At 69.7% G+C, this 22,923-nt stretch carries 19 protein-coding genes; 11 read left to right on the forward strand and 8 right to left on the reverse strand.

What is annotated here, in order from left to right:
* Positions 1 to 105 precede the first annotated feature (105 nt).
* From ABZ717_RS10545 to ABZ717_RS10555, 3 genes are all read left to right on the forward strand, one after another.
* A complete protein-coding gene (locus ABZ717_RS10545; protein WP_358508069.1) occupies positions 106 to 2,235 on the forward strand; it encodes an alpha-L-rhamnosidase C-terminal domain-containing protein in 2,130 nt (709 codons plus the stop codon).
* Positions 2,236 to 2,567: 332 nt separating this feature from the next.
* Positions 2,568 to 3,878 (forward strand): ABC transporter substrate-binding protein, encoded by a 1,311-nt coding sequence (locus tag ABZ717_RS10550; RefSeq protein ID WP_358508071.1) that lies wholly within the window; start codon positions 2,568 to 2,570, stop codon positions 3,876 to 3,878.
* A gap of 92 nt (positions 3,879 to 3,970) precedes the next feature.
* Positions 3,971 to 5,119, forward strand: coding sequence for a mandelate racemase/muconate lactonizing enzyme family protein (locus ABZ717_RS10555; protein WP_358508073.1), 1,149 nt, complete (start codon positions 3,971 to 3,973; stop codon positions 5,117 to 5,119).
* A gap of 33 nt (positions 5,120 to 5,152) precedes the next feature.
* On the opposite strand, the gene ABZ717_RS10560 is transcribed toward ABZ717_RS10555, so the two are convergent.
* Entirely contained in the window at positions 5,153 to 6,394 is a 1,242-nt protein-coding gene (locus tag ABZ717_RS10560) for an MFS transporter (protein ID WP_358508075.1), read from the reverse strand.
* 450 nt (positions 6,395 to 6,844) lie between these two features.
* Between ABZ717_RS10560 and ABZ717_RS10565 the strand changes: the two genes are divergently transcribed.
* Genes ABZ717_RS10565 through ABZ717_RS10580 form a run of 4 tightly spaced genes read left to right on the forward strand, consistent with a single transcriptional unit; the run spans position 6,845 to position 10,354 of the window.
* Entirely contained in the window at positions 6,845 to 7,621 is a 777-nt protein-coding gene (locus tag ABZ717_RS10565; protein ID WP_358508077.1) for a methyltransferase, read from the forward strand.
* Positions 7,618 to 8,409 carry a DUF364 domain-containing protein gene (locus ABZ717_RS10570; RefSeq protein WP_358508079.1) on the forward strand — a complete coding sequence of 264 codons (792 nt, stop codon included), beginning with the start codon at positions 7,618 to 7,620 and terminating at the stop codon, positions 8,407 to 8,409. Before ABZ717_RS10565 ends, ABZ717_RS10570 begins: the two co-directional genes overlap by 4 nt.
* Positions 8,406 to 9,380, forward strand: coding sequence for a GHMP kinase (locus tag ABZ717_RS10575; protein WP_358508081.1), 975 nt, complete (start codon positions 8,406 to 8,408; stop codon positions 9,378 to 9,380). Before ABZ717_RS10570 ends, ABZ717_RS10575 begins: the two co-directional genes overlap by 4 nt.
* The gene (locus tag ABZ717_RS10580) at positions 9,338 to 10,354 is read left to right on the forward strand and encodes a pyridoxal-phosphate dependent enzyme (protein ID WP_358508083.1); all 1,017 of its coding nucleotides are present in this window, start codon (positions 9,338 to 9,340) and stop codon (positions 10,352 to 10,354) included. Before ABZ717_RS10575 ends, ABZ717_RS10580 begins: the two co-directional genes overlap by 43 nt.
* A 47-nt stretch (positions 10,355 to 10,401) precedes the next feature.
* On the opposite strand, the gene ABZ717_RS10585 is transcribed toward ABZ717_RS10580, so the two are convergent.
* Entirely contained in the window at positions 10,402 to 12,339 is a 1,938-nt protein-coding gene (locus tag ABZ717_RS10585; RefSeq protein WP_358508085.1) for a S9 family peptidase, read from the reverse strand.
* Between the two features lie 167 nt (positions 12,340 to 12,506).
* Here ABZ717_RS10585 and ABZ717_RS10590 point away from each other — a divergent pair, with 167 nt between their 5' ends.
* Complete coding sequence (locus tag ABZ717_RS10590; protein ID WP_358508087.1) at positions 12,507 to 13,253, forward strand: MerR family transcriptional regulator; 747 nt, start codon at positions 12,507 to 12,509, stop codon at positions 13,251 to 13,253.
* Between the two features lie 15 nt (positions 13,254 to 13,268).
* Here the strand turns inward: ABZ717_RS10590 and ABZ717_RS10595 are convergent, their stop codons facing one another.
* From ABZ717_RS10595 to ABZ717_RS10615, 5 genes are all read right to left on the reverse strand, one after another.
* Positions 13,269 to 14,588, reverse strand: a complete 1,320-nt coding sequence (locus tag ABZ717_RS10595) for a YjiH family protein (RefSeq protein WP_358508089.1) — start codon at positions 14,586 to 14,588, stop codon at positions 13,269 to 13,271.
* Positions 14,589 to 14,719: 131 nt separating this feature from the next.
* Positions 14,720 to 15,886: a transposase gene (locus tag ABZ717_RS10600; RefSeq protein WP_358508091.1), complete on the reverse strand. Its 1,167-nt coding sequence runs from the start codon at positions 15,884 to 15,886 to the stop codon at positions 14,720 to 14,722.
* A gap of 212 nt (positions 15,887 to 16,098) precedes the next feature.
* On the reverse strand, positions 16,099 to 17,100 hold the full coding sequence (locus ABZ717_RS10605) for an ABC transporter substrate-binding protein (RefSeq protein ID WP_358508093.1): 1,002 nt from the start codon (positions 17,098 to 17,100) through the stop codon (positions 16,099 to 16,101).
* Entirely contained in the window at positions 17,097 to 17,879 is a 783-nt protein-coding gene (locus ABZ717_RS10610) for an ABC transporter ATP-binding protein (RefSeq protein ID WP_358508105.1), read from the reverse strand. The genes ABZ717_RS10605 and ABZ717_RS10610 overlap by 4 nt, the downstream gene beginning before the upstream one ends.
* A gap of 14 nt (positions 17,880 to 17,893) precedes the next feature.
* The gene (locus tag ABZ717_RS10615) at positions 17,894 to 19,012 is read right to left on the reverse strand and encodes an iron ABC transporter permease (RefSeq protein WP_358508095.1); all 1,119 of its coding nucleotides are present in this window, start codon (positions 19,010 to 19,012) and stop codon (positions 17,894 to 17,896) included.
* A 109-nt stretch (positions 19,013 to 19,121) separates the two neighbouring features.
* Here ABZ717_RS10615 and ABZ717_RS10620 point away from each other — a divergent pair, with 109 nt between their 5' ends.
* Together ABZ717_RS10620 and ABZ717_RS10625 are read left to right on the forward strand one after the other, a co-directional pair.
* Positions 19,122 to 19,928 carry an AraC family transcriptional regulator gene (locus tag ABZ717_RS10620; RefSeq protein WP_358508097.1) on the forward strand — a complete coding sequence of 269 codons (807 nt, stop codon included), beginning with the start codon at positions 19,122 to 19,124 and terminating at the stop codon, positions 19,926 to 19,928.
* A 404-nt stretch (positions 19,929 to 20,332) separates the two neighbouring features.
* Positions 20,333 to 20,944, forward strand: coding sequence for an NAD(P)H-dependent oxidoreductase (locus tag ABZ717_RS10625; RefSeq protein WP_358508099.1), 612 nt, complete (start codon positions 20,333 to 20,335; stop codon positions 20,942 to 20,944).
* 112 nt (positions 20,945 to 21,056) lie between these two features.
* Here the strand turns inward: ABZ717_RS10625 and ABZ717_RS10630 are convergent, their stop codons facing one another.
* Positions 21,057 to 21,668 carry a helix-turn-helix domain-containing protein gene (locus tag ABZ717_RS10630; RefSeq protein ID WP_358508101.1) on the reverse strand — a complete coding sequence of 204 codons (612 nt, stop codon included), beginning with the start codon at positions 21,666 to 21,668 and terminating at the stop codon, positions 21,057 to 21,059.
* Between the two features lie 139 nt (positions 21,669 to 21,807).
* Between ABZ717_RS10630 and ABZ717_RS10635 the strand changes: the two genes are divergently transcribed.
* Complete coding sequence (locus ABZ717_RS10635) at positions 21,808 to 22,704, forward strand: SDR family NAD(P)-dependent oxidoreductase (protein ID WP_358508103.1); 897 nt, start codon at positions 21,808 to 21,810, stop codon at positions 22,702 to 22,704.
* Positions 22,705 to 22,923: the final 219 nt, after the last annotated feature.

Consider the following 22,923-nt stretch of genomic DNA (forward strand, 5'->3'; position numbering starts at 1 on the left):
CGTCCTTCGGGCTGAGCGTTCAGCGAAGGAAAAGCAGTGAAACAAACATGGATCGTCTCGCCGGTGCTTTCTAGGGTCGACGGTGCGACCCGAGAAGGAGACACCATGCCGACCGCCGAAGAACTCTCCCGCACGCCGCTACCCGAAGACCACTCCTGGCGCGAGCTGGTGGTCCTGCCGGATACTCCGCTCATCGAACCGGCCACCGTCACCGTCGAGGGCGACCCCGCCGGGGCGCCCGATCCGGACCGCCTGGCCGTGTCCGAGGGCCCGTCCTTGGTCCTGCGCACCACCGAACGCCACGGCACCCGGGTGGTGGTGGATCTGGGACAGCTGGCAATGGGTCACCTGGAGGTGCGGGTCGAACGGATCTCCGGGGCGCCGCTACGGGTGGCACACGCCCAGTTCCGCGATCAGCTCACCCCCGAGGGCGACGGCATCGAGGCCTTCTTCGGCACCGACGCCGCGCCCTGGTCCAGGGTCGACCTGTTCGATCCTCGGGAGGGCCCCGCCACCCTGGTGAGCGAGGGCAAACGCGAGACGCGCTACCTGCTGCTGACCCTTGATGGCCCGGGTGAGGCCGTCATCGGTCACGTCCGGCTGCGCTCCACCGTCTACCCGGTGACCCGCGACGGCCACTTTCTGTCCAGCGATCCGTTGCTCAACCGAGCCTGGCACCACAGCGCCCACACCGGTGACCTGGCCTCCGTCAGCGAGGACAGCGACCTTCCGGGCGCTCCCGAGGGGCCCAGTCCGTGGATGCTCACCACCCCGTTCGACCGAGTGATCTTCATGGGCGACATGCACATGCAGGCCCTGGCCGGGTACCAGCAGAGCAGCGACTATCGGTGGCTGGTGCGCAATTCGCTGATGCGGTTCGGCTGGGTGCAAAACCCCGACGGTTCGTTTCCCATGGCCGCCTCCCACCTGGTCCACGGCGACCCCGAACACCCGAACGAGCCGGGGCCGCCCAACGGCTGGCGGGCACCGGAGAACGGTCCCGACCCCGACCAGGCCCTGGGGTTCGTGGGCGAGGACATCTCGCTGTTCCACGACGCCACCATCCACAGCTTCACGGCCTTCTGGGTCGCCGCCCTGGCCGACCACCACCTCTACACCGGTGACACCGGGTTCGTGCGCCCGTTGCTGCCGGTCGCGCGCCGGGCCATCGCCTTCCTGGAGAGCCGCACCGACGCCGACGGTCTCTTCCGGGAGGAACAGGACCGCCGCACCGACTCGGACGCGTCCTCGGCCCTGGTCGCCAACTGGTCACCGCTGGACCTGGCCGCCGGGGTCGACTCCCTCACCAACGCCGTCCTGTACGACGCCCTCAAAGGGCTGGCGGCGCTGGAGCGGGATATCGCCGGCGACCCCGACACCGCTCGGCGGTTGGAAGGGCGGGCCGAACACCTGCGAGAGGCGCTCTTGGCCCGGCTCTGGGACGAGGAGACCGGCGCGATGGTCCTCAACACCGACGACCCCACCGGTGACCACAGCGGGGACGCCAACGCCGGGAACCTGGTGTTCGCCACCCTGGACCCCGAGCGGGCCCGCCGGACGATGGACTTCCTGGGCACGAAGTTGGCGACGCCGTACGGCACCCGCTCCAGCGAGTTCGAGGAAAACCCTTACCGGGCCTCGGACATCCAGGGCTACATCCAGGCCCTGGAGGTCCTGGGTCGCGTGCGCAACGGCGACACCCAGGGTTCCCTCGACCTGATCCGGCGCTGGTGGGGCCACATGCTCGACCAGGGGCCGGGAACCGGATGGTTCGCCTGGGAGAACGAAGGGAGCCGACCGCGCGGCGCCATCGCCGGTACCCCGTGGACCACCGCCGTGCCCGCCTTGGGCGAGGGGGTGCTGGGCGTGCGGCCCACCGCACCCGGGTTCGAGAACTGGCGGGTCGCGCCGAGGACGGCGGACCTGGAGTGGGCCCAGGGGCGGGTGCCGACCCCGGGCGGGGGGCTGGCCGTGCGCTGGTCCCGGGGCGAGGCCTCCGGTTCCTTCGTCCTCACGGTGGAGCCCTCCGAAGGCGTGGGCGAGGTGGTGGTTCCGCTGTTGGGCCGGTCGCGCCGGGTCTCGGTGGACGGGGTGCTCCGCTGGGACGGCGAACGTTCCGTGAACGGTGTCGGCGCGGGTCTTGGGGAGCCGCGCCTCAAGGGCGATGATCTGCTGTTCCCCCGCACCTCCGGCGCCCACACTTTCGCCTGGTCGGGGGAGGACCGCGAGGAGTAAGCGCTTTCCGAATATCGATCGGATCGTGGTCGGGGTCGCGACCCGACCGCGTGGGTGCACTTGTCGACGTTCGGGGGCGTGCGCCCGTCGCACGCCTTGTTGAAAGCGGCTTTCAACTGGTGTTTCAGTCCAGGCGAGGGAGGGGTTTCATCGATTCGTTCGGTGATGACCTCACGAGGGGGCGCCATTGACACCCGTGAAACCCGATGTTAAAAATGTCGGAATCCATCGCTTGGATAGCGCTTACCAGGAAGATGGAAAACGCTTTCTTCACGCAACTTCACACGCGAGGTGGGCCGAGTCCGCCCTCGCCCCCGAAGGGAAGTCCCGGCATGCGCCAACCCCCCGGCCGATTCCGAACCCGCCCCGGACCGACGGCCGGCACGGCCGCCGCGGTCACCGCACTGGTCCTGGCGGTCTCCGCCTGTGGGGGATCGGGTGACGACGGTACCGTCCAGCTGCGTTTCTCCTGGTGGGGATCGGACGAACGCCAGTCCACCATGAACGAGGTCATCTCGAACTTCGAGGCGGACAACCCCGGCATCACCATCACCGGGGAGAGCACCGACTGGGGTTCCTACTGGGACCGCCTGGCCACCAACACCGCGGCCAACGACGCCCCCGACATCGCCATGCAGGAGGAGCGTTACCTGCGCGAGTACGCCGAGCGAGGCGCCCTCCTGGACCTCAACGAACTGGACGGCCTCGACCAGTCCGGTCTGGACCCGCTCATCGCCGAGAGCGGAGACCTGGACGGCAGCACCTTCGGGATCGCCAGCGGGGTCAACGCCTACGCCATCCTCGCCGACCCCGAGGCCTTCGAGGCGGCGGGCGTGGACATGCCCGACGACCAGACCTGGACGTGGGAGGACTACGTCGAGATCTCCGCCGAGATCACCGAGGCCACCGACGGCGAGTACGTCGGCACCCAGAGCATGGCCTACAACGAGGCGGGCTTCCAGGTCTTCGCCCGCCAACACGGGGAGAACCTTTACGCCGAGGACGGCTCACTCGGCTTTTCGAAGGACACCCTCGCCGCCTGGTTCCAGATCACCCAGGATCTGGCCGACAACGGCGGCCAGCCCGGCGCCTCGGAGAGCGTGGAGATCCAGGCGGGCGGTATCGACCAGTCGGTGGTCTCCACCAACCGCGGCGCCATGGCGCACTTTTGGACCAACCAGCTGGTCGGCGTGAGCGAGACCTCGGGGAGGGACATCCAACTGCTGCGGTACCCGGGAGAGACCGAGTTCGACCGCACCGGCCTGTTCCTCAAGCCCGCCATGTACTACACGGCCTCCGCCGGGACCGACCACCCCGAGGAGGTCGCGCTCTTCCTCGACCACATGATCAACGACCCGGCCGCCTCCGAACTGCTCCTGGCCGACCTCGGACTGCCCTCCAACCTGGAGGTGCGCGAGGCGATCCTGGGCGAGTTGTCCGAGGCCGATAGCCAGACCGCCGAGTTCATGGCAGAGGTCGAGGGCACCATCGTGGACGGCAACCCGCCCCCGCCGATCGGCGCCGGCGAGGTCGTGGAGATCAGCAGTCGGGCCACCGACAACCTCCTCTTCGGGGACCTCACCGCGCAAGAGGCCGCCGAGCAGTTCATCACCGAGGTCGAGACGGCCACCGGCGGCGGCTGATCGGGTCACCGAGAACCCACCTTCGAAACCCCCGCGCGGGAGGGCGGTCCCCTTCGCCCTCCCGCGCCCCCGGACCACAGAACGGACAGTGGATGTCGACCACCACGCCCGGAACGGCCACCCAGGACCGCGTCACCCGCGTCCGGATCTCCTCGGTGACCCTGCCCCTGGAAACCCCCATCAGCGACGCCAAGGTCCTCACCGGACGTCAGCGCCCCATGACCGAGGTGGCGATGCTCTTCGCCGAGATCGGCACCGAGGCCGGCCACGAGGGCATCGGGTTCGGGTACTCCAAGCGGGCCGGAGGCCCGGGTCAGTTCGCGCACGCCCGCGAGGTGGCCCCCGCGCTGTTGGGGGAGGACCCCAACGACATCGAACGGATCTGGGACAAGCTCGTCTGGGCGGGCGCCTCGGTGGGCCGTGGGGGACTGTCCACCCAGGCCATCGCGCCCTTCGACATCGCCCTGTGGGACCTCAAGGCCAAGCGGGCCGGGCTCCCGCTGGCCAAGCTTTTGGGCGCCCACCGCGACTCGGTGCGCTGTTACAACACCTCGGGCGGGTTCCTGCACGCCTCCACAGAGGAGGTCCTGGCCAACGCCACCGCGTCACTGGAAAGCGGTATCGGGGGGATCAAGATCAAGGTCGGTCACCCCGACCGTGCCCGGGACCTGGCCCGGGTGGCGGCGGTCCGCGATCACCTGGGGGATGACTTCCCGCTCATGGTCGACGCCAATCAGCAGTGGTCACGGGCCCAGGCGCGACGGATGTGCCGGGACCTGGAACCCTTCGACCTGGTGTGGATCGAGGAACCCCTCGACGCCCACGATTTCGCCGGGCACGGGCGCCTCGCCGAGGTCTTCGACACCCCCATCGCCACCGGCGAGATGTTGACCAGCGTGGCCGAGCACGCCGAGCTGATCCGGCATGGCGGAGCCGACATCGTCCAACCGGACGCGCCCCGTATCGGCGGCATCACCCAGTTCCTCAAGGTGCTGGCGATGGCCGACCGGAACCACCTCCACCTGGCGCCGCACTTCGCGATGGAGATCCACGTCCACCTGGCCGCCGCCTACCGGCACGAGCCGTGGGTGGAGCACTTCGAGTGGCTGGATCCGCTCTTCGAGGAACACCTGGAGATCGCGGACGGTCGTATGCACCTGTCCGGTCGCCCGGGGCTGGGGATCACCCCGAGTGAGCGGATGCGCGAGTGGACCGTGGACACCCATGAGGAAGCCCTGTGAGCCACGGGTAGTGGACCCTCGCCCGGCACGGGTTCAGCCACGCCCGTGCCGGGTCCGGAAGTCCCTCGCCCCGGGTGCCAGCGCCGCCAGTGCCGGGACGACCACGCACAGCGCGGCACAACCCAGCAGCACCGCCTCGGCGCCGAACGCCTGGGCCGCCGGGGCGATCAGCGCCAGCCCCACGGGTGCGAACCCGTAGGCGAACAGGAAGTCCAAGGACGAAACCCGCGCGAGCTTGTCGGGGGCGACCTCGCGCTGGGCGGCGGTGAACCACGGGACGTTGAACAGTTCCACGCCCAGCCCCACCACCGCGTAGGCGGCGAACACCACCACCGCGCCGACCGGGAACGCCAGACTCAGCGGGGCCAAGGCGTAGAGCCCCAGTCCGAACAGCGCCCACCAACCCTGCGCGCGGGGCTTCCAGCGGGACACCAGGACCGCGCCGACCAGGGCGCCCGCGGTGTAGGCGGTCAGGGCGCCGGCGAGCACGGCCTCGGTGCCGTAGTGGTCGCGGCTGGCCAGCGGAAGCAGCACGTTGGTGGCCGAGTAACCGAGGGCGATGACGGTGGTCAGGGCGGCCAGTCCGGCCAGGAACCAGGGGTGGCGGCGGGCCTCGGTGAGCCCTTCGGCGAACTCCACGTGGAAGGGGGCGCGCTCGCGCGGGGAGCCGGGGACGGCGTCGGCGCCGCGCGGCAGCAGGGCGGCGGCCAACCACAACCCGGCGGTGACCAGGAGCAGGGTCGCGGGCCCGCTGACGGTGGCGGCCAGCGCGGTCAGGCCGGGGGCGAGCAGGGTGACCACGCGCACCGAGAAGGTCATGGCGGCATTGGCCTGTTGACGGTCCTCGACGGCGACGACCTCGGCGGTCAGGGCCTGGAAGGCCGGCCGGCAGGCGCCCTGGCCCACGCCCACGACGACGGCGGCCACGGCCATGAGAGTGGTGGAGGTGCCCAGCCCGGCGGCCAGGACCGGGGTGGCCACGGCGGCGGCGAGCCCGGACCACAGCACCACGGCGCGGCGTGAGTGACGGTCGGCGAGTAGCCCACCGAGGGGTACGGCGACGAGGAATCCGGCGGTTCGGGCGGCCAGCACCAGGCCCAGGCCGACGGCGCTCAGTGAGCCGTGCAGGACGGCGAGTCCGAGGATGAACGGCATGGCCCAGGTGGCCATGCCGGACGCGGTGGTGGCGCACCACAGGCGTACGAAGTCCGGGCGCAGCAGGGGGGAGGGGCGCCGGGGCCCGGTCGTGTTCGGCGGCGACGTCGTCGAGGACACGGGTGGTTCTCATCTCTGGTCGGTTCGAGTGTGGTCGCGCACTACTCTAGTGAAAACGATAATCAGTTGCGCGCATCTTCGTGTGTATCACCTCGCCCGGGTCGCCGGGGCTTGGTCTCAGGCGATGCCCCGGCCCGCCGGCTCGCCCCGAGATGCTCCCGGTTTCGATGCGTAGCGGCCTTTCGGTGGAGGTCGCGTGCGGCTGACCTCGGGTGGCGGAAGGCCCATGGTGACCGGGGTTCGACGCTCCGTGGTGGGGGGAACGACTCGTGGGGGCGCGCGGGCGCCCGGCGTCCGTGAGCCGGTCCGGCGAGCGGGCCGACCGACCGATCCACTCGCCGATTCCATCCATTTGCGTGACAACGATTTTCATTGTCGTTATAGTCGCTCCCCGGAAGCCGTGACCCCCGCCCCGCCCATGTCCGATCCAGCCCCACCGAAAGGATCCGGGTGAACCCCTCCCTCCTCGACCAGTTGCCCCCACCGCTGCCCGCCGAGCAGATCATCGCCCTCAACAAACCCAAGGCCGACCTGCACACCCACCGCGCCTACACCTGGAACGGCTGGGAGTTCGACGTCCCCCCGGGCGTCTTCATCCCCGGCGCCACCAGCCGGATGATCCACCAGCGCGTCCTCGACGACGACATCGACGTGCGCGGACGCGTCTACGCGGCCATGGGCGTCGGGCTCGGCGTGGAGGCGATCGTGGCGGGTCTGCGCGGCGCCGCCCGCGTGCACGCGCTGGACGTCCACCCCGCCAGCGTCGCCGCCACCGAGGCCGGTTACCACCGGATCGTCGGCACCGACGGCGCCACGGAGTTCCTGCCCCGGGTCGGCGACCTCTTCGAGGCTCTACCCGACGGCACACGCCTGGACACGGTCACCTTCAACCCGCCCGCCGTCAGCCGACCGGTCAGCGACGATCCCGACATCGTCCGCAACGTGTGCGCGGGCACCCCCGTCACCGATGCCTTCTTCACCCAACTCGCCGAACGCGACCTCCTCGCACCCGACGGCGAGGTGTACTTCGTCGCCTCCAACACCGCCGACCTGCGCCACATCATCGGCCACGCCGCCACCGTCGGCTTCACCGCGAACATCCACCACCTGCACGACTGGGACGACGGGGTCCTCACCTACCTGTTCCGTCTGGCCCGAGAGCCCGGCACGATCTCCGAAGCCGCCACGACCGCGGATCCCGGACCGAACGTGGAGGCCGTCCGATGAGAGACCTCGAAGAACTCCGACAGTCCGTCCTGGCCACCCCCGACCTCCCCGTCGCCACCAGCGTCTTCTGGGTCCACCACGGCACCCGCCTGGCCGGCGGCGACGTCACCTACCTCAACCAGTACGTCCTGGTCCGGATCGGCCGGGCCTTCGGCGCGTGCGCGTTCGAGGCCGGCGAACTCGACCCGGCGATCTGCGCCGACCTGTCCGGCCGTCCCCTCGTCGACCTCCTCCAAGGGCCCGCACCCGTCCGCCTCGCCGCCCTGGACGCCTACCTCGGCCAGGCCACACCCCACCGCGAGGACCCGCGCGCCGAAGCCGTCACCCTTCCGTACGGAACCCCCGAGGAACGCGCCGTGGCCCGCGACCGCGCCATCGCCGGCCTGCTGCCCGCCCCCGACAACAGACGCGTCGCCCTCATCGGCGTCGTCAACCCCCTCGTCGCCGCCATCCGCGAACGCGGCGGCGAGTGCCTTCCCTGCGACCTCAACCTGCGCCGCACCCAGTGGGGCGACGAGGTCCACACCGACATGGAGGACGTGCTGGCCAAGGCCGACGCCGTCGTCGCCACCGGCATGACCCTGGGCAACGGCAGTTTCGACCGCATCCTGGAACGCTGCCGCGAACGCGACCTCCCCTTCGTGGTCTACGCACAGAGCGGCAGCGCCGTCGCCCGAGCCTTCCTGGGCTTCGGCGTCACCGCGGTGTCCGCCGAACCCTTCCCGTTCTCCCAGTTCAGCGCAGAACCGACCACTCTCTACCGATATCGCGAGGAGGCCGAGGAGTGACCCTCGGAACCGGACAGGCCAGTTGCCACCACGGCGAGATACTCCAGGGGATCTTCCTGGACGGGCGGGGCGAACCCACCCGTGGCCTGGTCACCCTGCCCATGGCCGAACCCGCCACCCACGCGGTGTTCACCCCGTTCTCCACCCGCGCCCCCCGGCGCGTGGTGGTGGACCCGCCCGACCGCGCCAAGGCGGCGCGCGCCGCCGAACTGGCCGTCGCCGAGTGCGTCCGCCGGGGCGACGTCGCCCCGGTCGGCGGTTACCTGAGCGTGCGGGGCGGTGCCGAGCCCGGGCTCGGCATGGGTTCGTCCACCAGTGACGTGACCGCCGCCGTGCGCGCGGTCGCGGACGGGCTCGGGGTGGAGCTCGCACCGTCGATCGTGGCGAGGGTGGCGGTGGCCGCAGAGGGCGCCAGCGACCCGGTCATGTTCGGGGAGCGGCCGCTGCTGTTCGCGCAGCGTCGCGGCCGGGTGCTGGAGGAGTTGGGCGCGGCGTTGCCCGAACTCGCCGTGGTGGGCTGCCTGACCGGTTCCGGTCAACCCGTCGACACCCTCGCCCTGCGGGGTACCGCACGGTCGGGGGACATCGCCGTCTACGAGAGGCTGCGTGCCGCGCTGCGCACCGCTATCAACGAACACGACCCCGCCGGGGTGGGGCGGGTGTGCACCGAGAGCGCCATCCTCAACCAGCGGGTGCTGCCCAAAACCGAGCTCGGCGCCCTACGGGCCGCCGCCCGCTCCTGCGGGGCGCTCGGTATCCAGGTGGCGCACAGCGGCAACGTAGCCGGACTCCTCTTCGACGCCGCCGAACCCGGACCCGAACTGCGTGCCCGCATCGACGCGGCCGTCGACCGGCTCGGCTGGGAGGGGCTCACCCCCACCCGTGTCTTCTCCACCTCCACGAGAACCCTCAGCACCGGGGAGCGATCTTGGACCACCACGTTTCCGAAGCCATCGCCCGACCTGATCTGATCGACCTGGGCGGCGGCCTGGCCTGCCTGCGCTTCGAGTCGATGAAGGTGGCCTCCGCCCTCGCGGCGGTGCGCCACCTGCTGGAGTCCGGGGTCGTCCGCCCCGGAGACACCCTCATGGACAGCTCCAGCGGAATCTACGCCTACGGGTTGGCGCTGGCCGCCCACCGCTACGGGCTGCGTTGTCACATCATCGGATCCACCACCATCGACCAACCCCTGCGCCTGCAACTGGCCGTGCTCGGCGCGACCCTGGAACAGATGCCGCCCTCCGACGACCTGGGCCTGGACCAGAACCGGCGGGTCCAGCGGGTAAGGGAGGTATTGCGCGAGCACCCCGAGTACCACTGGATGCGCCAATACCACGACGTCATCCACGGGCTGGGATACCGGGCGGTGGCCGAACAGATCCGCAAGGACGTGGGAGAGGAGCCCCTGACCCTGGTCGGTGGGGTGGGGTCGGGGGCCTCCACCGGGGCGCTCGCCCGCTACCTGCGCGAGAGCGACCCCGCCACCCCACTGGTGGGGGTGCAACCGTTCGGCAGCGTCACCTTCGCCAGCGACCACGTCACCGACCCACAGATCATCATCGCCGGCATCGGCAGTTCCATCCCGTTCGGCAACGTCGACCACACCCTGTACGACACCCTGCACTGGACCGGGTTCGACGCGGCCCTGGCGGGCAGCGTGGACCTGCTGCGCCGGCACGCGATCTTCGCGGGGCTCTCGACCGGGGCCGCCTACCTGGTGGCTCGATGGGAGGCGCGCACGGGACGAAGACGGGTGGTGTTCGTGGCCGCCGACACCGGGCACCGGTACGTGGACTCGGTGTTCGCCCGACATGAGGAGGCCCGCCCGGTCGCCGATCTCTCCCCCCGGGAGATCGACGATCCGGACGGGCTGGAACCACCCTGGTGCCGGATGGACTGGGACCGCCGCCCGGCCCCCGAACAGGCCGTGCACAGGGAAGGCTGAGTCGGTCGGGCCCCGGAGGAGGGGTTCTCCTCCAGGGCCCGACCCGGTCACCCGTCGTCGGTCTCGGGTCGACCGGTGTGGCCCAAGTGCTCGGCGAAGTGCCGCTCGATGGCGTACTGGAGCCGGATCTCGTTCTCGGGGTTGGCGAAACCGTGTCCCTCGTCCTCGGCGACGAGGTACTCGACCGGCACCCCGCGCTCACGAAGGGAGTCGACGATGCCGTCGGACTCCGAACGCATCACGCGGGCGTCGTTGGCGCCATGGGCGACCAACAAAGGCGTGGTGATCCTGTCGACCATGGACAGGGGTGAGCGCGCCGAGATCTCGTCGGCCCGCGCGGGGTCCTCGGGGTCGCCCACGTACGCGAACCAGTTGTTCATCAGGTAGGGACGGCTGAACGGCGGCAGGTCGCGCATGAAGCTCGCCAGGTCGGCGATCCCGACGAAGTCGACGGCCGCCGCGAAACGGTCCGGGGTGGCGGTGACACCCACCAGAGCCGCGTAGCCGCCGTAGGAGCCGCCCATGATGGCGATCCGGTCCGGGTCGGCGTACCCCTGGTCGATCGCCCACGAGACGGCGTCGAGCAGGTCGTCCTGCATCGCTCCGGCGAACTCGCCGATCCCGGCGACGGTGTGCCGCCGCCCGTACCCGGTGGAGCCGCGAAAGTTCACCTGGAGCACCGCGTAACCCCGGTTGGCCAGGATCTGCGCCTGAGGGCTGTAGCCCCAGGTGTCGTGTGCCCACGGCCCGCCGTGCACGTTCAGCACCAGCGGCAACCTCTTCGGGGCCAGACCCACCGGAAGGGTGAGGAACCCGTGCACCGGCAACCCGTCGCGTGCGGCGAACCCGATGGGTTCCATCGGCGCGAGGTCCGCCGGGTCCAGGTGCGGGAAGGGCCGGAACAGGCGACGGCTGTGGCCGGTGGCGTGGTCGTAGAACCAGGCCACGGCGGGGTCCCGGTCATGGATGAAGGTGACGATCCACCGCTGCCCCGAGTCGTCCGAGGACAACGTCCCCACAACGCCGTCGGACAGGGCCGACAGCCGCGCGTAGACCTCGGCGAACCGTTCGTCGAGCACCTCGATGCCCGGGCGCGGTCCCACGAACCGGGCGGCGAGGACCTCGCCGGTGCCGCGTCGGGTGAACACCGTCGGGGGCAGCACGCCCGGGGCCATGCCGCCCATGGTGTCCAGGCTCCGCCCCTCCTGCGCGGCGATGACGGTCGTCGCACCGGTCTCGCGGTCGATGCGCACCAGTCGCAGGTCGTCCGAGTCGAGGTAGGCGCCGATGACCAGTCCCGTGCCGTCCGGGGTCACCAGTTGTGGATGGACGCCCAACGGATACTCGGCCCCGCCCACGCGCCTCAGGAGTCGGTGTTCACCCGAGACCGGGTCGATGGCCGAGAACTCGATCGTGCCGTCCTCGGTGAGTCGGGAGGAGAACGCCGGTTCGCCCTCGTGGTCCAACAGCACGCTCTGCGTGGGTTCGGTCTGCTCGTGGTGCGGGGTCGTCTCACCCGTGGCCACGTCGATCCGGAACAGGTCCAGGGCCGTCGGCCGCTTGTTCATCGTCACGAGCACGCTCCCCGCGCGTGCGGGGAACGACTCGACCGCGAACACCCGGGAACCGGGCGGCAAGGGTGTGAGGTCGACGGCCGGAGCGTTCGGGTCCTTCAGGTCCACCCGGTACAGGTGCCAGTCCTCGTTGCCATCGGTGTCCTGCAGGTACAACAGCCAACGCGAGTCGTCGGACCAGTGGTAGATCGTGACGCCTCGTCGCTCGTCGTGGGTGACGCGGAGGGCCTGTTCGTGGTCCTCGTCGATCCCGCGCACCCACACGTTGAGCCGCCCGTGGGCCGGCGCGAGGTAGGCCATTCGCGTGCCGTCCGGTGAGATGGTCGGGTTGGCGAAGGCCGGATCGGAGAAGAGCTCCTCGACCTCGACGCGTCGAGGACGGGGCCGGGGATGGTGTTCCTCGGTGGCCATGGGCGTGCTCCTTCGGTGTGGTCGTCGACACCGACATCCCAAACGATGCCCCAAGGGCATGGTCAAGCCCGGGGAGCGCGACCGCGCCGGGGAGCCGCCCCACCTTTGCCGTTCCGGCGCCCGATCACGGAGAATGGGGCCATGCCGAGCCCGAACCCCCTCCACTGATGTCTTGGAGCACCCGTGAGCTCGCCGAACTGGCGGGCACGACCATCAAGACCATCCGGCACTACCACGCCATCGACCTGTTGGAGGAGCCCGAGCGCGCCCTGAACGGCTACAAGCGCTACGGCACCGGCCACCTCGTACGGCTGTTGCAGATCCGGCGGCTGCGGAACCTCGGGATGTCGCTGGCCCGGATCGCCTCGATGGACGGGTCGGAGGACGGGTTCGTTGACACCGTGCGCGCACTCGACGCCGAGCTGGCCGCGTCCATCGAGCGCAGGCGGGCCATCCGCGCCGAGCTCGCCGACCTGCTGCGCCACCACGCGTCGGCGGACGTTCCCCCGGGGTTCGAGGCGGTCGCCTCGCACCTGACCGACGCGGACCGGGCGATGATCATGGTCTCCTCGCAGCTGTTCGTCGAGGAGTTCGTCCAGGACATGCGGGAGATGTCCGCCCGGCATCGGGAGGTGGACGCCGAGTTCAACACCCTGTCCGCGAACGCCGACGAGGACACCGTGCAGGCGGTCGCCGAGCACCTCGCGCCGGTGCTCGGCGCCATCCGCGAGGAGTACCCCTCGGCGGAGGACCCGGCGCCCTTCGTCCTGGGCCGGGAGCGGGACGCCATGGAGATCATCACCCGAGCACTGGCGGACCTGTACAACCCGGCGCAGATCGAGGTGCTGCGCCGGGCCCATCGCCTTCTGGCGGACGACCCCTCTCCGGAAGGGACGGGCGACGATCACCTCTGAGCGCGTGACCGGGGGTCACAGGCCGACCAGGAGATGGGCGAGGGGGCCGGTGATGAGAATGCCGAGGACCACGCGTTGGAACCAGATCACCACCAGCCGCCCCACCGACAGGGGGATCTTCGTGGCCAGCACGCAGGGGACCAGGGCGGAGAAGAACACGATGGAGGCCACCGACACCACGCCCACCGTCAGGCGCAGCACCTGGTCGTCGGATCCGGCGGCCACGGTGGCGGGCAGGAACACCTCGGCGACGCCCACCGACAGCGCCTTGGCGGCCAGCTGCGGATCCGAGCTCCCCACCACCCAGGTGAAGGGCACGAACACGTACGAGAGCAGGTCGAAGACGGGGGTGTGCCGGGCCAGAACGAGGCCGATCGTGCCCACCGACATGATCGACGGCAGGATCGACATGGACATCCGCAGGCCGTCCATGAAGTTGGCGCCGACGTTGCGCGGCAGGGAGGGAGCCGCGCGCAGGGCCGCCTTCGCCTCCTCCCAGGCCCGGTGCAGGCGCCGGCCGCCCTCGTCGTCTTCCGGCTGTGGGGTCGCCTCGGGGTAGGGCACGTCGGGGACACTGCTCAGCGGGGGAACGCGCACCTGGATCGCGGTGATCGCGTAGGTGACGAAGAACGTCAGGAAGAAGTAGGTCAGCCAGACGTCCATCAGGTCGAGCGTGTTGGCGATGACCACCATGAACGTCACCGAAACGGTGGAGAACCCGACCGCGATGATCGCGGCCTCCCGCCCGGTGTAGCGTCCCGACCGATACACGCGGTCGGTGATGAGCAGCCCCAGCGAGTAGCTGCCCACGAACGAGGCCGCCGCGTCCACCGCGGACCGGCCCGGCACCCGCCACACCGGGCGCATCACCCGCTGCAGCAGCACTCCGACGAACTCCATCAGGCCGTAGCCCACCAGCATGGCGAGGAAGACCGCGCCCACCGGTACGAGTAGACCCACGTTGACGGCCACCGAGTCGAACAGGAACGGCGCCAGGTCCTCGTCCAGCAGCCAGGCCGGGCCCAGGTCGAACACCACCATGGACGCGGTGAGCAGACCGACCACGTTGAGCAGCGCGAACAGCGACTTCACGCGGGTGCCGCGCCATTCGCCGGTGGCGAAGGGGAGCACGGTCCCGGCGGCGATGAGCAGCAGGATGACGTAGGGGAGGGTCGGGCCGAGACCGGCCTGGATCAGCCGGACCAGGTGGTCCAGCGGGATGGCGTTCTCCCCGCCGATGGTCAACGGCACGAAGAACATGAGAACGCCGATGGCGCTGTAGACCACCAGACGCCAGATCTCGGGGGTCCTCTGGACGGTCTTGTGCTCGCTCACCCGTGTGCCTCCCGATCCACCGCCGAACCAACGAATTCCGGCAGTCAACTACCTGTGGCTGAAGTCCACGGGCTTGCGGGTAGGCGCCCATCTGGTGGATGGGTCGCACCTCCCGCGTCTTACACACCCAACTATCTGGTGGGTGTGGGGGCGGTTGACTGGCGCCCCGCGTTCCACGCGGCCTGGCCTCGGTGGGCGAGGTTGCGTGAAGCATTGACATCGGCGTGCAGCATCACACCACAGCTTTGGCACACGAACCGGTTCCGGGAGGGCCGGTTGCGTCTGCTGGTGTGGTCGCACTCCGAGCAGGTCTGGGAGGTGTAGGCCGGATCCACCACCAGGACCGGAACCCCAACCCTGCGAGCCTTATAGGTAACGAAGTCCCGCAACTGCGCGAAACTCCACGAATGCAACGCCGAGCGGTTTCTCTTGGCCTGCCGTACTCGGCCACGGATGCCCCGAAGGTCTTCTAGGACGATGCCGTGATCGGTGCGTTCGGCCCGCTCCACGATGCGCTTGGAAATCGTGTGGTTCACATCCCGTGCTCGCCGTGTTTCCCGGCGGCGCAGGCGTTTCAACACCCGTTTGGCGCTCTTGGTGTTCTTCCGTTGGAGTTTGGCTCGGAGTTCGTTCTGTTGCCTGCGCTGCCGGTTCAGGTGGCGTCCGGCGAACCGGTCCCCGGTGGAGGTGGTGGCGATCTCCACGATCCCCAGATCCACCCCCACGAACCCCACCGGATCGGGGTTCTCCACCCGTTCGGGCACCTCGCAGGTGGCCGCCAGGAACCATTGCCCGTCCTGGCAGAGCAGGTCGCTCTCACCCTGCCGGTACTCGGTCAACAGCTTCAGTTGATCGGGGGAGGTGGTGAAGTCCAGGTTCTTCATCCGCCCGGACACGGTCCAGATGGAGACGGTGCGGGCGTCCATCTGCCAGGACAGACATCGATCGTCGAACGGTTGTGCGGCATCGGAGCGGAAACCGATCGGAGTGGATGCCACCCGCTTCCGTCGCTGGGAGCCCTTCCGTCCAAGGTTGCCGGCTTTCAGGTTCGCGTGCCGGGTGGTGTAGGCATCGCACACTTTGCCGATGACCCGCACCGTCGGCTGCGCCGACAAACCGAACCGGCCCTTCAGCTCGTGGTAGACGGCCTTTTGTAGGAGGTACTTGTCCGTCGCTCCGGTGCTCTGAGCCACCTGGGAAGCGTGGTCGGCCGCCTCGTTGCAGGCGCGCAGGGTCGCTTGCAGTGCCTGCGCCTGTTCCGGCGAAGGCAGCAGCTTGACCCGCACCACCAGCTTCATGAGCCAACACGTTAATCACCCCCGACCGGGGCGTGGGGCCGAATCAGAGAACTTCTCCGTGTTTTTCCGGTCTTTGGTAGCCAGGAAGGGTGGGCTGGGGCGTTTCCTCTCGTCCCTGAAGGACCGGGCTTCCACACCTAAAACCTGGTGAATCAGGAGGTGACCCGGCCCTCACAGGGGTCAAAGCGAGGAACCGTCCGAGGTTTCGGACATCAGCCTCGGTTCTGGTCGAACTCGCGCAGGTACTCGGCGAACTTCTCCAGACCGTCGATGTTGCGCGGCCCCGAGATGCCCTCGTTGTAGTCCAGGACGAAGAAGTTCTCCTCCGCCACCGCCGGAACCTCGGCCATGGTCGGGGAGGAGGTGAGGAAGTCGATCTTGTCCTCGGCGGGCTGGTCGCCGTAGTCGAGGATGATGATCACCTCGGGCTCGGCCTCCACCACGGACTCCCAGCCCACCTGGGTCCAGCGTTCCTCCAGGTCACCGAAGATGTTCTCGCCACCGGCGTGGGAGATGATGTCGTCGGGCGGGACCTGGTTGCCCGCGGTGAAGGGCTGGTCGGTGCCCGAGTCGTACAGGAACACCGGGACCGGGTCGCCCTCGGGGGCCTGCTCGACCACCGTCTCCACGCGCGAGCGGTAGTCGGCCACCAGCTCCTCGGCGCGCTCTGGCACCCCGAAGATCTCGCCCATCCGCTCCAGGTCGGTGTACAGACCCTCGAAGGGCGTCACCCGCTCGGGATGACCGGGGTAGTTGAAGCAGGACTCGGTGTGCATGAAGCTCTGGACATCGAGCCCGTCCAGGATCTCCGACGTGATGCCGCGCTCGTCACTGAAGCCGGAGTTCCACCCGGCCACGACCATGTCGGCCTCGGCGTCCACGACCAGTTCCCGGTTGAGCAGGTCGTCGCTGAGGAACTCCACGCTCGCGTAGTCGTCCGCCCACGGGGACTCCTCCACCGGCGGGTTGGCCGGCGGCATCACGTACCCGTGCACGTGGTCGGCCAGGCCGAGCGCGAACAGCTTGTCGGCGCTGCCCGCCTCGTAGGCCACCACCCGCTCGGGGGTGCGGTACTCCACCTCCTCGCCGCAGCGCTTGACGGTGGTGGTGTCCAGCGCCGCCTGGGAGGGCTCCTCGACCTGCGCGCCGCAGCCGGCGAGCAGGACCGTGGTCGCGGCCACGGGCAGGAGGACGGTGCGCTTCTTACGGTTCATCGGGGGCCTTTCGTGGAGGGGAGCCGGTACAGCAGTTGGGTGTCGCCGGTCAGGGGGTGGGCCACGACGGTGGCCTCCACCCCGAAGACCTCGCGCAGGGTGTGTTCGGTCAGGACCTTCTCGGGTGGACCGGCGGCCACCAGGGAGCCCTCAGCCAGCACCCCGACGACGTCGCAGGCCGCGGCGGCCAGGTTGAGGTCGTGCAGGACCACCAGCACGGTCACGCCCACCTCGCGCAACAGGGCCAACAGGTCCAACTGGTGGCGCACGTCCAGGTGGTTGGTGGGCTCGTCCAGCACCAGGACCCGGGGTTCCTGGACCAGGGCGCGGGCGACCAGCACCCGCTGACGTTCGCCGCCGGACAGCTCCAGCACCCCGCGCCCGGCCAGGTGGGAGACCTCCATGCGTTCCATGGCCCGGTGGCACAGCTCCCGTTCGCGGGCACTGAGCGGCTGGTTGCCGCGCAGGTGCGGGGCCCGCCCCAGGGCCACGAGTTCGGCGACGGTGAAGTCGAGATCGCTGCCGCTGTCCTGGGTCAGGGCGGCCACGTGGCGGGCGGCGTCGCGCAGCCCCATCGCGGTGAGGTCGTCCTCACCGACCAGGACCCGGCCACCGGCGGGCGTCAAGGCCCGGTAGACACAGCGCAGCGCGGTGGACTTGCCCGAACCGTTGGGGCCGACCAGGCCCACCACCTGACCCGCGGGAACGTCCAGGGTCAGGGCGCGCAGGATCGTTCGTCCGCCCAGGTCGACCGAGAGGTCGTCGAGTCGCAGGTCCATCGGTGTCGTCTCCATCAGCGTCCTCCGAAGAGGTAGCCGCGACGGCGCATCAGGACCAGGAACACGGGCACCCCGATGAGCGCGGTGATCACGCCCAAGGGGAGTTCGCGCGGTGCGACCACGGTTCGGGATGCCAGGTCGACCCACACCATCAGGACCGCACCCGCGAGCGGGGCGACGGTCAGCACTCGGCGATGGTCGGCGCCCACGAGGATGCGCACGATGTGGGGGACCACCAGCCCGACGAACCCGATGGCGCCGCTGACCGCGACCATCGCGCCGGTCATCACCGCGGTGAGGACGAACAACCACCGGCGCAGACGGTGGGCGTCCACTCCCAGACTCGCGGCGGTCTCGTCGCCCAGCGCCATGACGTCGAGCGGCCGGGCCAGGCCGCGCAACAGCACCACACCGACCAGGACGGTGACGGCCACGACCGGCAGCGAACCCCAGGTGGCGGCGCCGAAGCCGCCCATGGTCCAGAACAGGACGGTGCTGGTGGCCTCGTTGCTGGGGGCGAGGTAGACGATCACGCTCATGACCGCCTGGAAGCCGAAGGACAGCGCCACCCCGGTCAGGACCAGGCGCAGCGGGGTGACTCCGGCGCGGCCGTGCGCGATGACGTACACGAGCAGGGTGGCGACCAGGGCACCCGCGAACGCCCCGGCGGATACGGCGTAGATGCCCAGCAGGGAGAGTCCGCCGAGTGCTCCGACCAGCACGGCGCCCACGGAGGCGCCGGAGGAGACGCCGAGGATGTAGGGGTCGGCCAGGGCGTTGCGGACCATGGCCTGAACGGCCACACCGACGGCGCCCAGACCGGCGCCGACCACGGCCGCGAGCAGGACGCGGGGTGTGCGGATCTGCCAGACGACCTGGTAGCGGGTGACCTCCTCGGCGGAGATGGTGCCTCCGGTCAGGGCCGCCCACAGGTAGCGGGCGGTCTCGGCGGGCGGGACCACGGCCGTGCCCAGGCCGACGGCCAGGAGCGCGGAGACGGCCAGGAGGACCGCGAGCACCAGCGCGGTGGCCGCGGTCCCGGCGGGGGTGGCCAGGCGACGGCCCCGGGGTGGGGGAGAGGGGGCCGGGGGCAGGTGGGGTGGTGCGTCGGGGGGAGCGGTGGCGTGCCGCATCCGTCCTCGCTTTCCGGGGGGTCGTCCGAATCAGGTAATGAAAACGGTTTTCATTCTAAACATAGTTTCGCCCCACTCCGCCCCGATCGACGCCGCGTACCCTGGTGAGGTGCCCGTATCCGATCCCCGCACCGCCCGGCGCGCCGGTTCCGACAGCCGCAGACTGCCCCGCTACGCCGCCGGTGAGATCGACGTGCCCTTCGTGATGCGGGGCAGCGTCGAGGTCATCGCGCAGGACACCTTCTGGGAGGAGCACTCCCACCCCACCCACGAACTCCTCTGGAACGAACGGGGCGCCTCCTCTGCCACCGTGGGCCCGCGCCTGTGGTCCATCACCCCTTCGGTGGGGCTATGGATCCCGGCGGGCGTGCCGCACTCGGGATGGACCCCCTCGGGCACCTGGCACAGGGCCGCCCACTTCAGCGTCCGCGAGGTCGCGCCACTCTCCGACCGCCCGGTCGCGGTCGAGGTCACCCCGCTGCTCAAACTGCTGCTCGGCCGGCTGGGGGAGGAGGAGCTCACCCCCCAATCTCGCGCCAAGGCCGAGTCGATGGTGCTGGACGTGCTCGCCCCGGCCGAACACGAATTCCTGCTGCGCTTTCCGGAGTCCGGCCTGCTGCGGCCGATCGTCGACACCCTGCGCGAGGACCCGGCCGACACCACCACCATGGCCGCCTGGGCCACACGTCTGGGGGTGAGCTCGCGGACCCTCACCCGAGCCTTCCACGCCGAGACCGGGATGGGTTTCGCCCAGTGGAGCGCGACCGCCCGCGCCCAGCACGCGATCGTGATGCTCGCCCGCGGGGAGGGTATCGAGGAGGTCGCCGAACGGGTGGGTTTCCGCTCGGCCAGTTCGTTCAGCACGGCCTTCAGGAGGGTCACCGGGATGAGCCCGGGACGCTTCCGGTCACAGTGAAGCCCTTGCGGCTTCGGTGCCTCAGGTTTCCCGGTGCGGTGCCGATCGAATGCACGAAGAGACCCACGCGCGGCATCGGACGAGAAGGTCCGGCGCCCTGGTGCCGTACCGCCCCCATCCGAAGCGTGATGCCGTCCCGTGCCACGGTCTGCCACCCGGTGTCGTCCCGGTCCAAAACCGCGGAGCACGAACGGAGCACCCACGGGTGGTCGGCGGTGCCCGATGACACCTCGTAGGGTCCTCACGGGTCAGGGGCACAACCTGCCGCCGACCCCGGTAATGACTCATGGCTTCTTCCCGCAGGCCCGTCGACGAGGACTGATTGACACCACGTTTCCGTGAAATGGCCCGTCGAAGCGCCGCGCTTGCAGAAGAACAAGACCGGAGATGGGTAGGGTGCCGCCATGTCTTCCGATCTGCGGGCCCTCGCCCTGGTATGCAGTCTCAAGCCCACTCCGGACCCTTCCAGCAGTGAGTTGCTCGCCCGGCAAGTGCTCGACGAACTCTCCGGCCACGGCGTGCGGGGCGAGTCGGTGCGGGTCGTCGATCACCGGGTCAGCCCCGGTGTGGCGGTCGACATGGGGCAGGGCGATGAATGGCCGGGACTCCGGCAGAAGCTTGTGGACTCCGACATCCTGATCCTGGCCACGCCCACCTGGGTGGGCCACATGTCGAGTGTCGCCCAGCGGGTGCTGGAGCGGATCAACGCCGAACTCTCCGAGACCGACGACCAGGGGCGGCCGTCGATGTACGGCAAGGTCGCCGTGGTGGCCGTCGTCGGTAACGAGGACGGAGCGCACAAGATCGTCGCGGACTGCGTGCAGGCGTTGAGCGACACCGGGTTCACCATCCCCGCCACAGGGTCCACCTACTGGAACTCCGAGGCGATGAACCCGAAGGACTACATCGACCTCGACAGCACTCCGGAGGCCGTGGCGACCACCACGGCGACGGCGGCCCGCAACGCCGCGCACCTCGCGCGCCTGCTTCAAGCGCAGCAGTATCCGACCTCCTGAACGGCCGCGACCCGAGTGGCTCTTTCTCGAAAGTGGGCCACGGCGTGGGAGGTCGCCGAACACGGCCCCGTGTTCGCGGAATTCACGGTCGTTCAGGATCGTGTCATTCGGATTAGGAAGGTCGCGGACCGCGCAGGCCGTCGATGGTCACTGAGAGGAGGCGCGCGCGCTGGTCGGCGTCGAGGCCGACGTGTTCGTGCGCCCGAGACGCTCCGACCATCAGCGCGATGACCTCTGACGCGCCCACGTCCCGCCGGATACCACCGGTGTGCTGTGCCCGGGTGAGCAGAACGCCCACGGCCTCGTGCAGCTTGCGCCCGACGTCCGGATGGGTGTCCCTGATCTCTTGCACATCGGTGCCGGAGCGAGAGAGTGCCCCCGCGAACTCGTACTTCGTCGCTGAGAGCTCGATCCAGCGATGGAAGAAGGCGAGGAAGGCCGCGTCCGCGTCCACGGCGTCGGCGAGCCGCTCGGCCTCCGTGGTCAGCTGAGCGAGCCGCCCGACCACGACCGCCTCGATCAGCGCCTCCTTCGTGGGGAAGTGCCGAAACACCGTTCCGATGGAGACCCCTGCCCGTCGGGCCACCTCCTCCGTGGAGGCGGCCGGGCCGAACTCGGAGAAGACGGCGTCGGCGGCGTCGAGGACTCGTTCACGGTTTCGGCGTGCGTCGGCGCGCAGCGACGTCCGCTGAGGGGCGGCGGTCGCCGGGGTCTGTCGTTCCATCGGTCTCATCTCGGACAAGCGGCTACCAGGGCCACTCACGTTACTACCGGGCCGCGGAGGCCTTGCTAAGTCGAGTCTCCACTCATTATATTAAGCGGAGTTCCCACTCAAGTTATTGCTGTAGCGAGGTGCGTCCCTGATGAGAACGATCGTGATGACCGGCGGAACATCCGGCATCGGAGAGGTGGCGGCGGGACAGGTCCTCGCCGCTCCGGACACACGCCTTCTTCTTGGAACGCGTGGACAGGCGCCGGACGGTGCCGAATCCCTCCCGCTCGACCTGACACGGCTAGCGGACGTGCGTTCCTTCGTCGACGGGGTGAACGACCGGCTCGGTGCCGGCGAGATCGACGCCCTGGTCCTCAACGCCGGTGAGAATCAGCCGAACGGCGACGGGCGCACGCCCGACGGGTTCGAGACGAGCTTCGTCGTCAACTACCTCGCCCATTACCTCCTGCTCCGGTTGCTGGTGCCCCGGCTGGCAGATGGCGCCGTGGTGTCGATGACCACAAGCGGTACGCATGATCCGGAGGAGAACACGATGCTCCCGCCGCCTCGTCATGCCGATGCCACCCTGCTGGCCCGTCCCGACCGCGACCCGGAGCGTGACGTCGAGCCGCGTGTAGCGGCTGGGAGGGCCTACTCCTCGGCGAAGCTCTGCACGATCTTGGCTGTGCGCGCTCTGGCGCTGCGGCCGGAGGTGGTGGCCAAGAACGTGACCGTCCTGGCGTACGACCCGGGCCCTACGCCCGGAACCGGGCTGCTTCGCAACGCGCCTGCGGTGGCCAACGTCGCCTGGCGGGTCTTTGGCGGCCTCCTCCGCCGGATGGTGCGGCGTTACAACAGCAAAGAGGCGGGCGGTGCCCACTTGGGCGCGATCGCGCTGGGGAGGGTGGACCCGCCCGCCGGGCGCTACTACGCGGCTGTTCGACGCGATGCGCTCACTTGGCTGGAGCCCTCGAAACTCGCTCGCGACGACAAGGTGAGGGACGCTCTGTGGAGGGACAGTGCCTCACTGGTCGGCCTCCGGTCGTGAGGAGCGTGCTGGACGCACCGGTCGACCAGGGAAGGTCCGGCGGCGAGGGCCGAGTCGGATGGGGTTTTCGCGGGTGCTGCCGTGGTCGGGAGGCACAACAGGAGCGAACATGGCGTCAACTTGACCCGGCCCTGAAGGACCGGGCTTGGAGGTAGCGCCCAACCGGCTGCTGGGGTGGACTCCTCCGTCCAGACACCCCTTATGGGGTGGCAGGGACGC

The organism is Nocardiopsis sp. NPDC006832 (assembly GCF_040635885.1).
GTDB lineage: Bacteria > Actinomycetota > Actinomycetes > Streptosporangiales > Streptosporangiaceae > Nocardiopsis.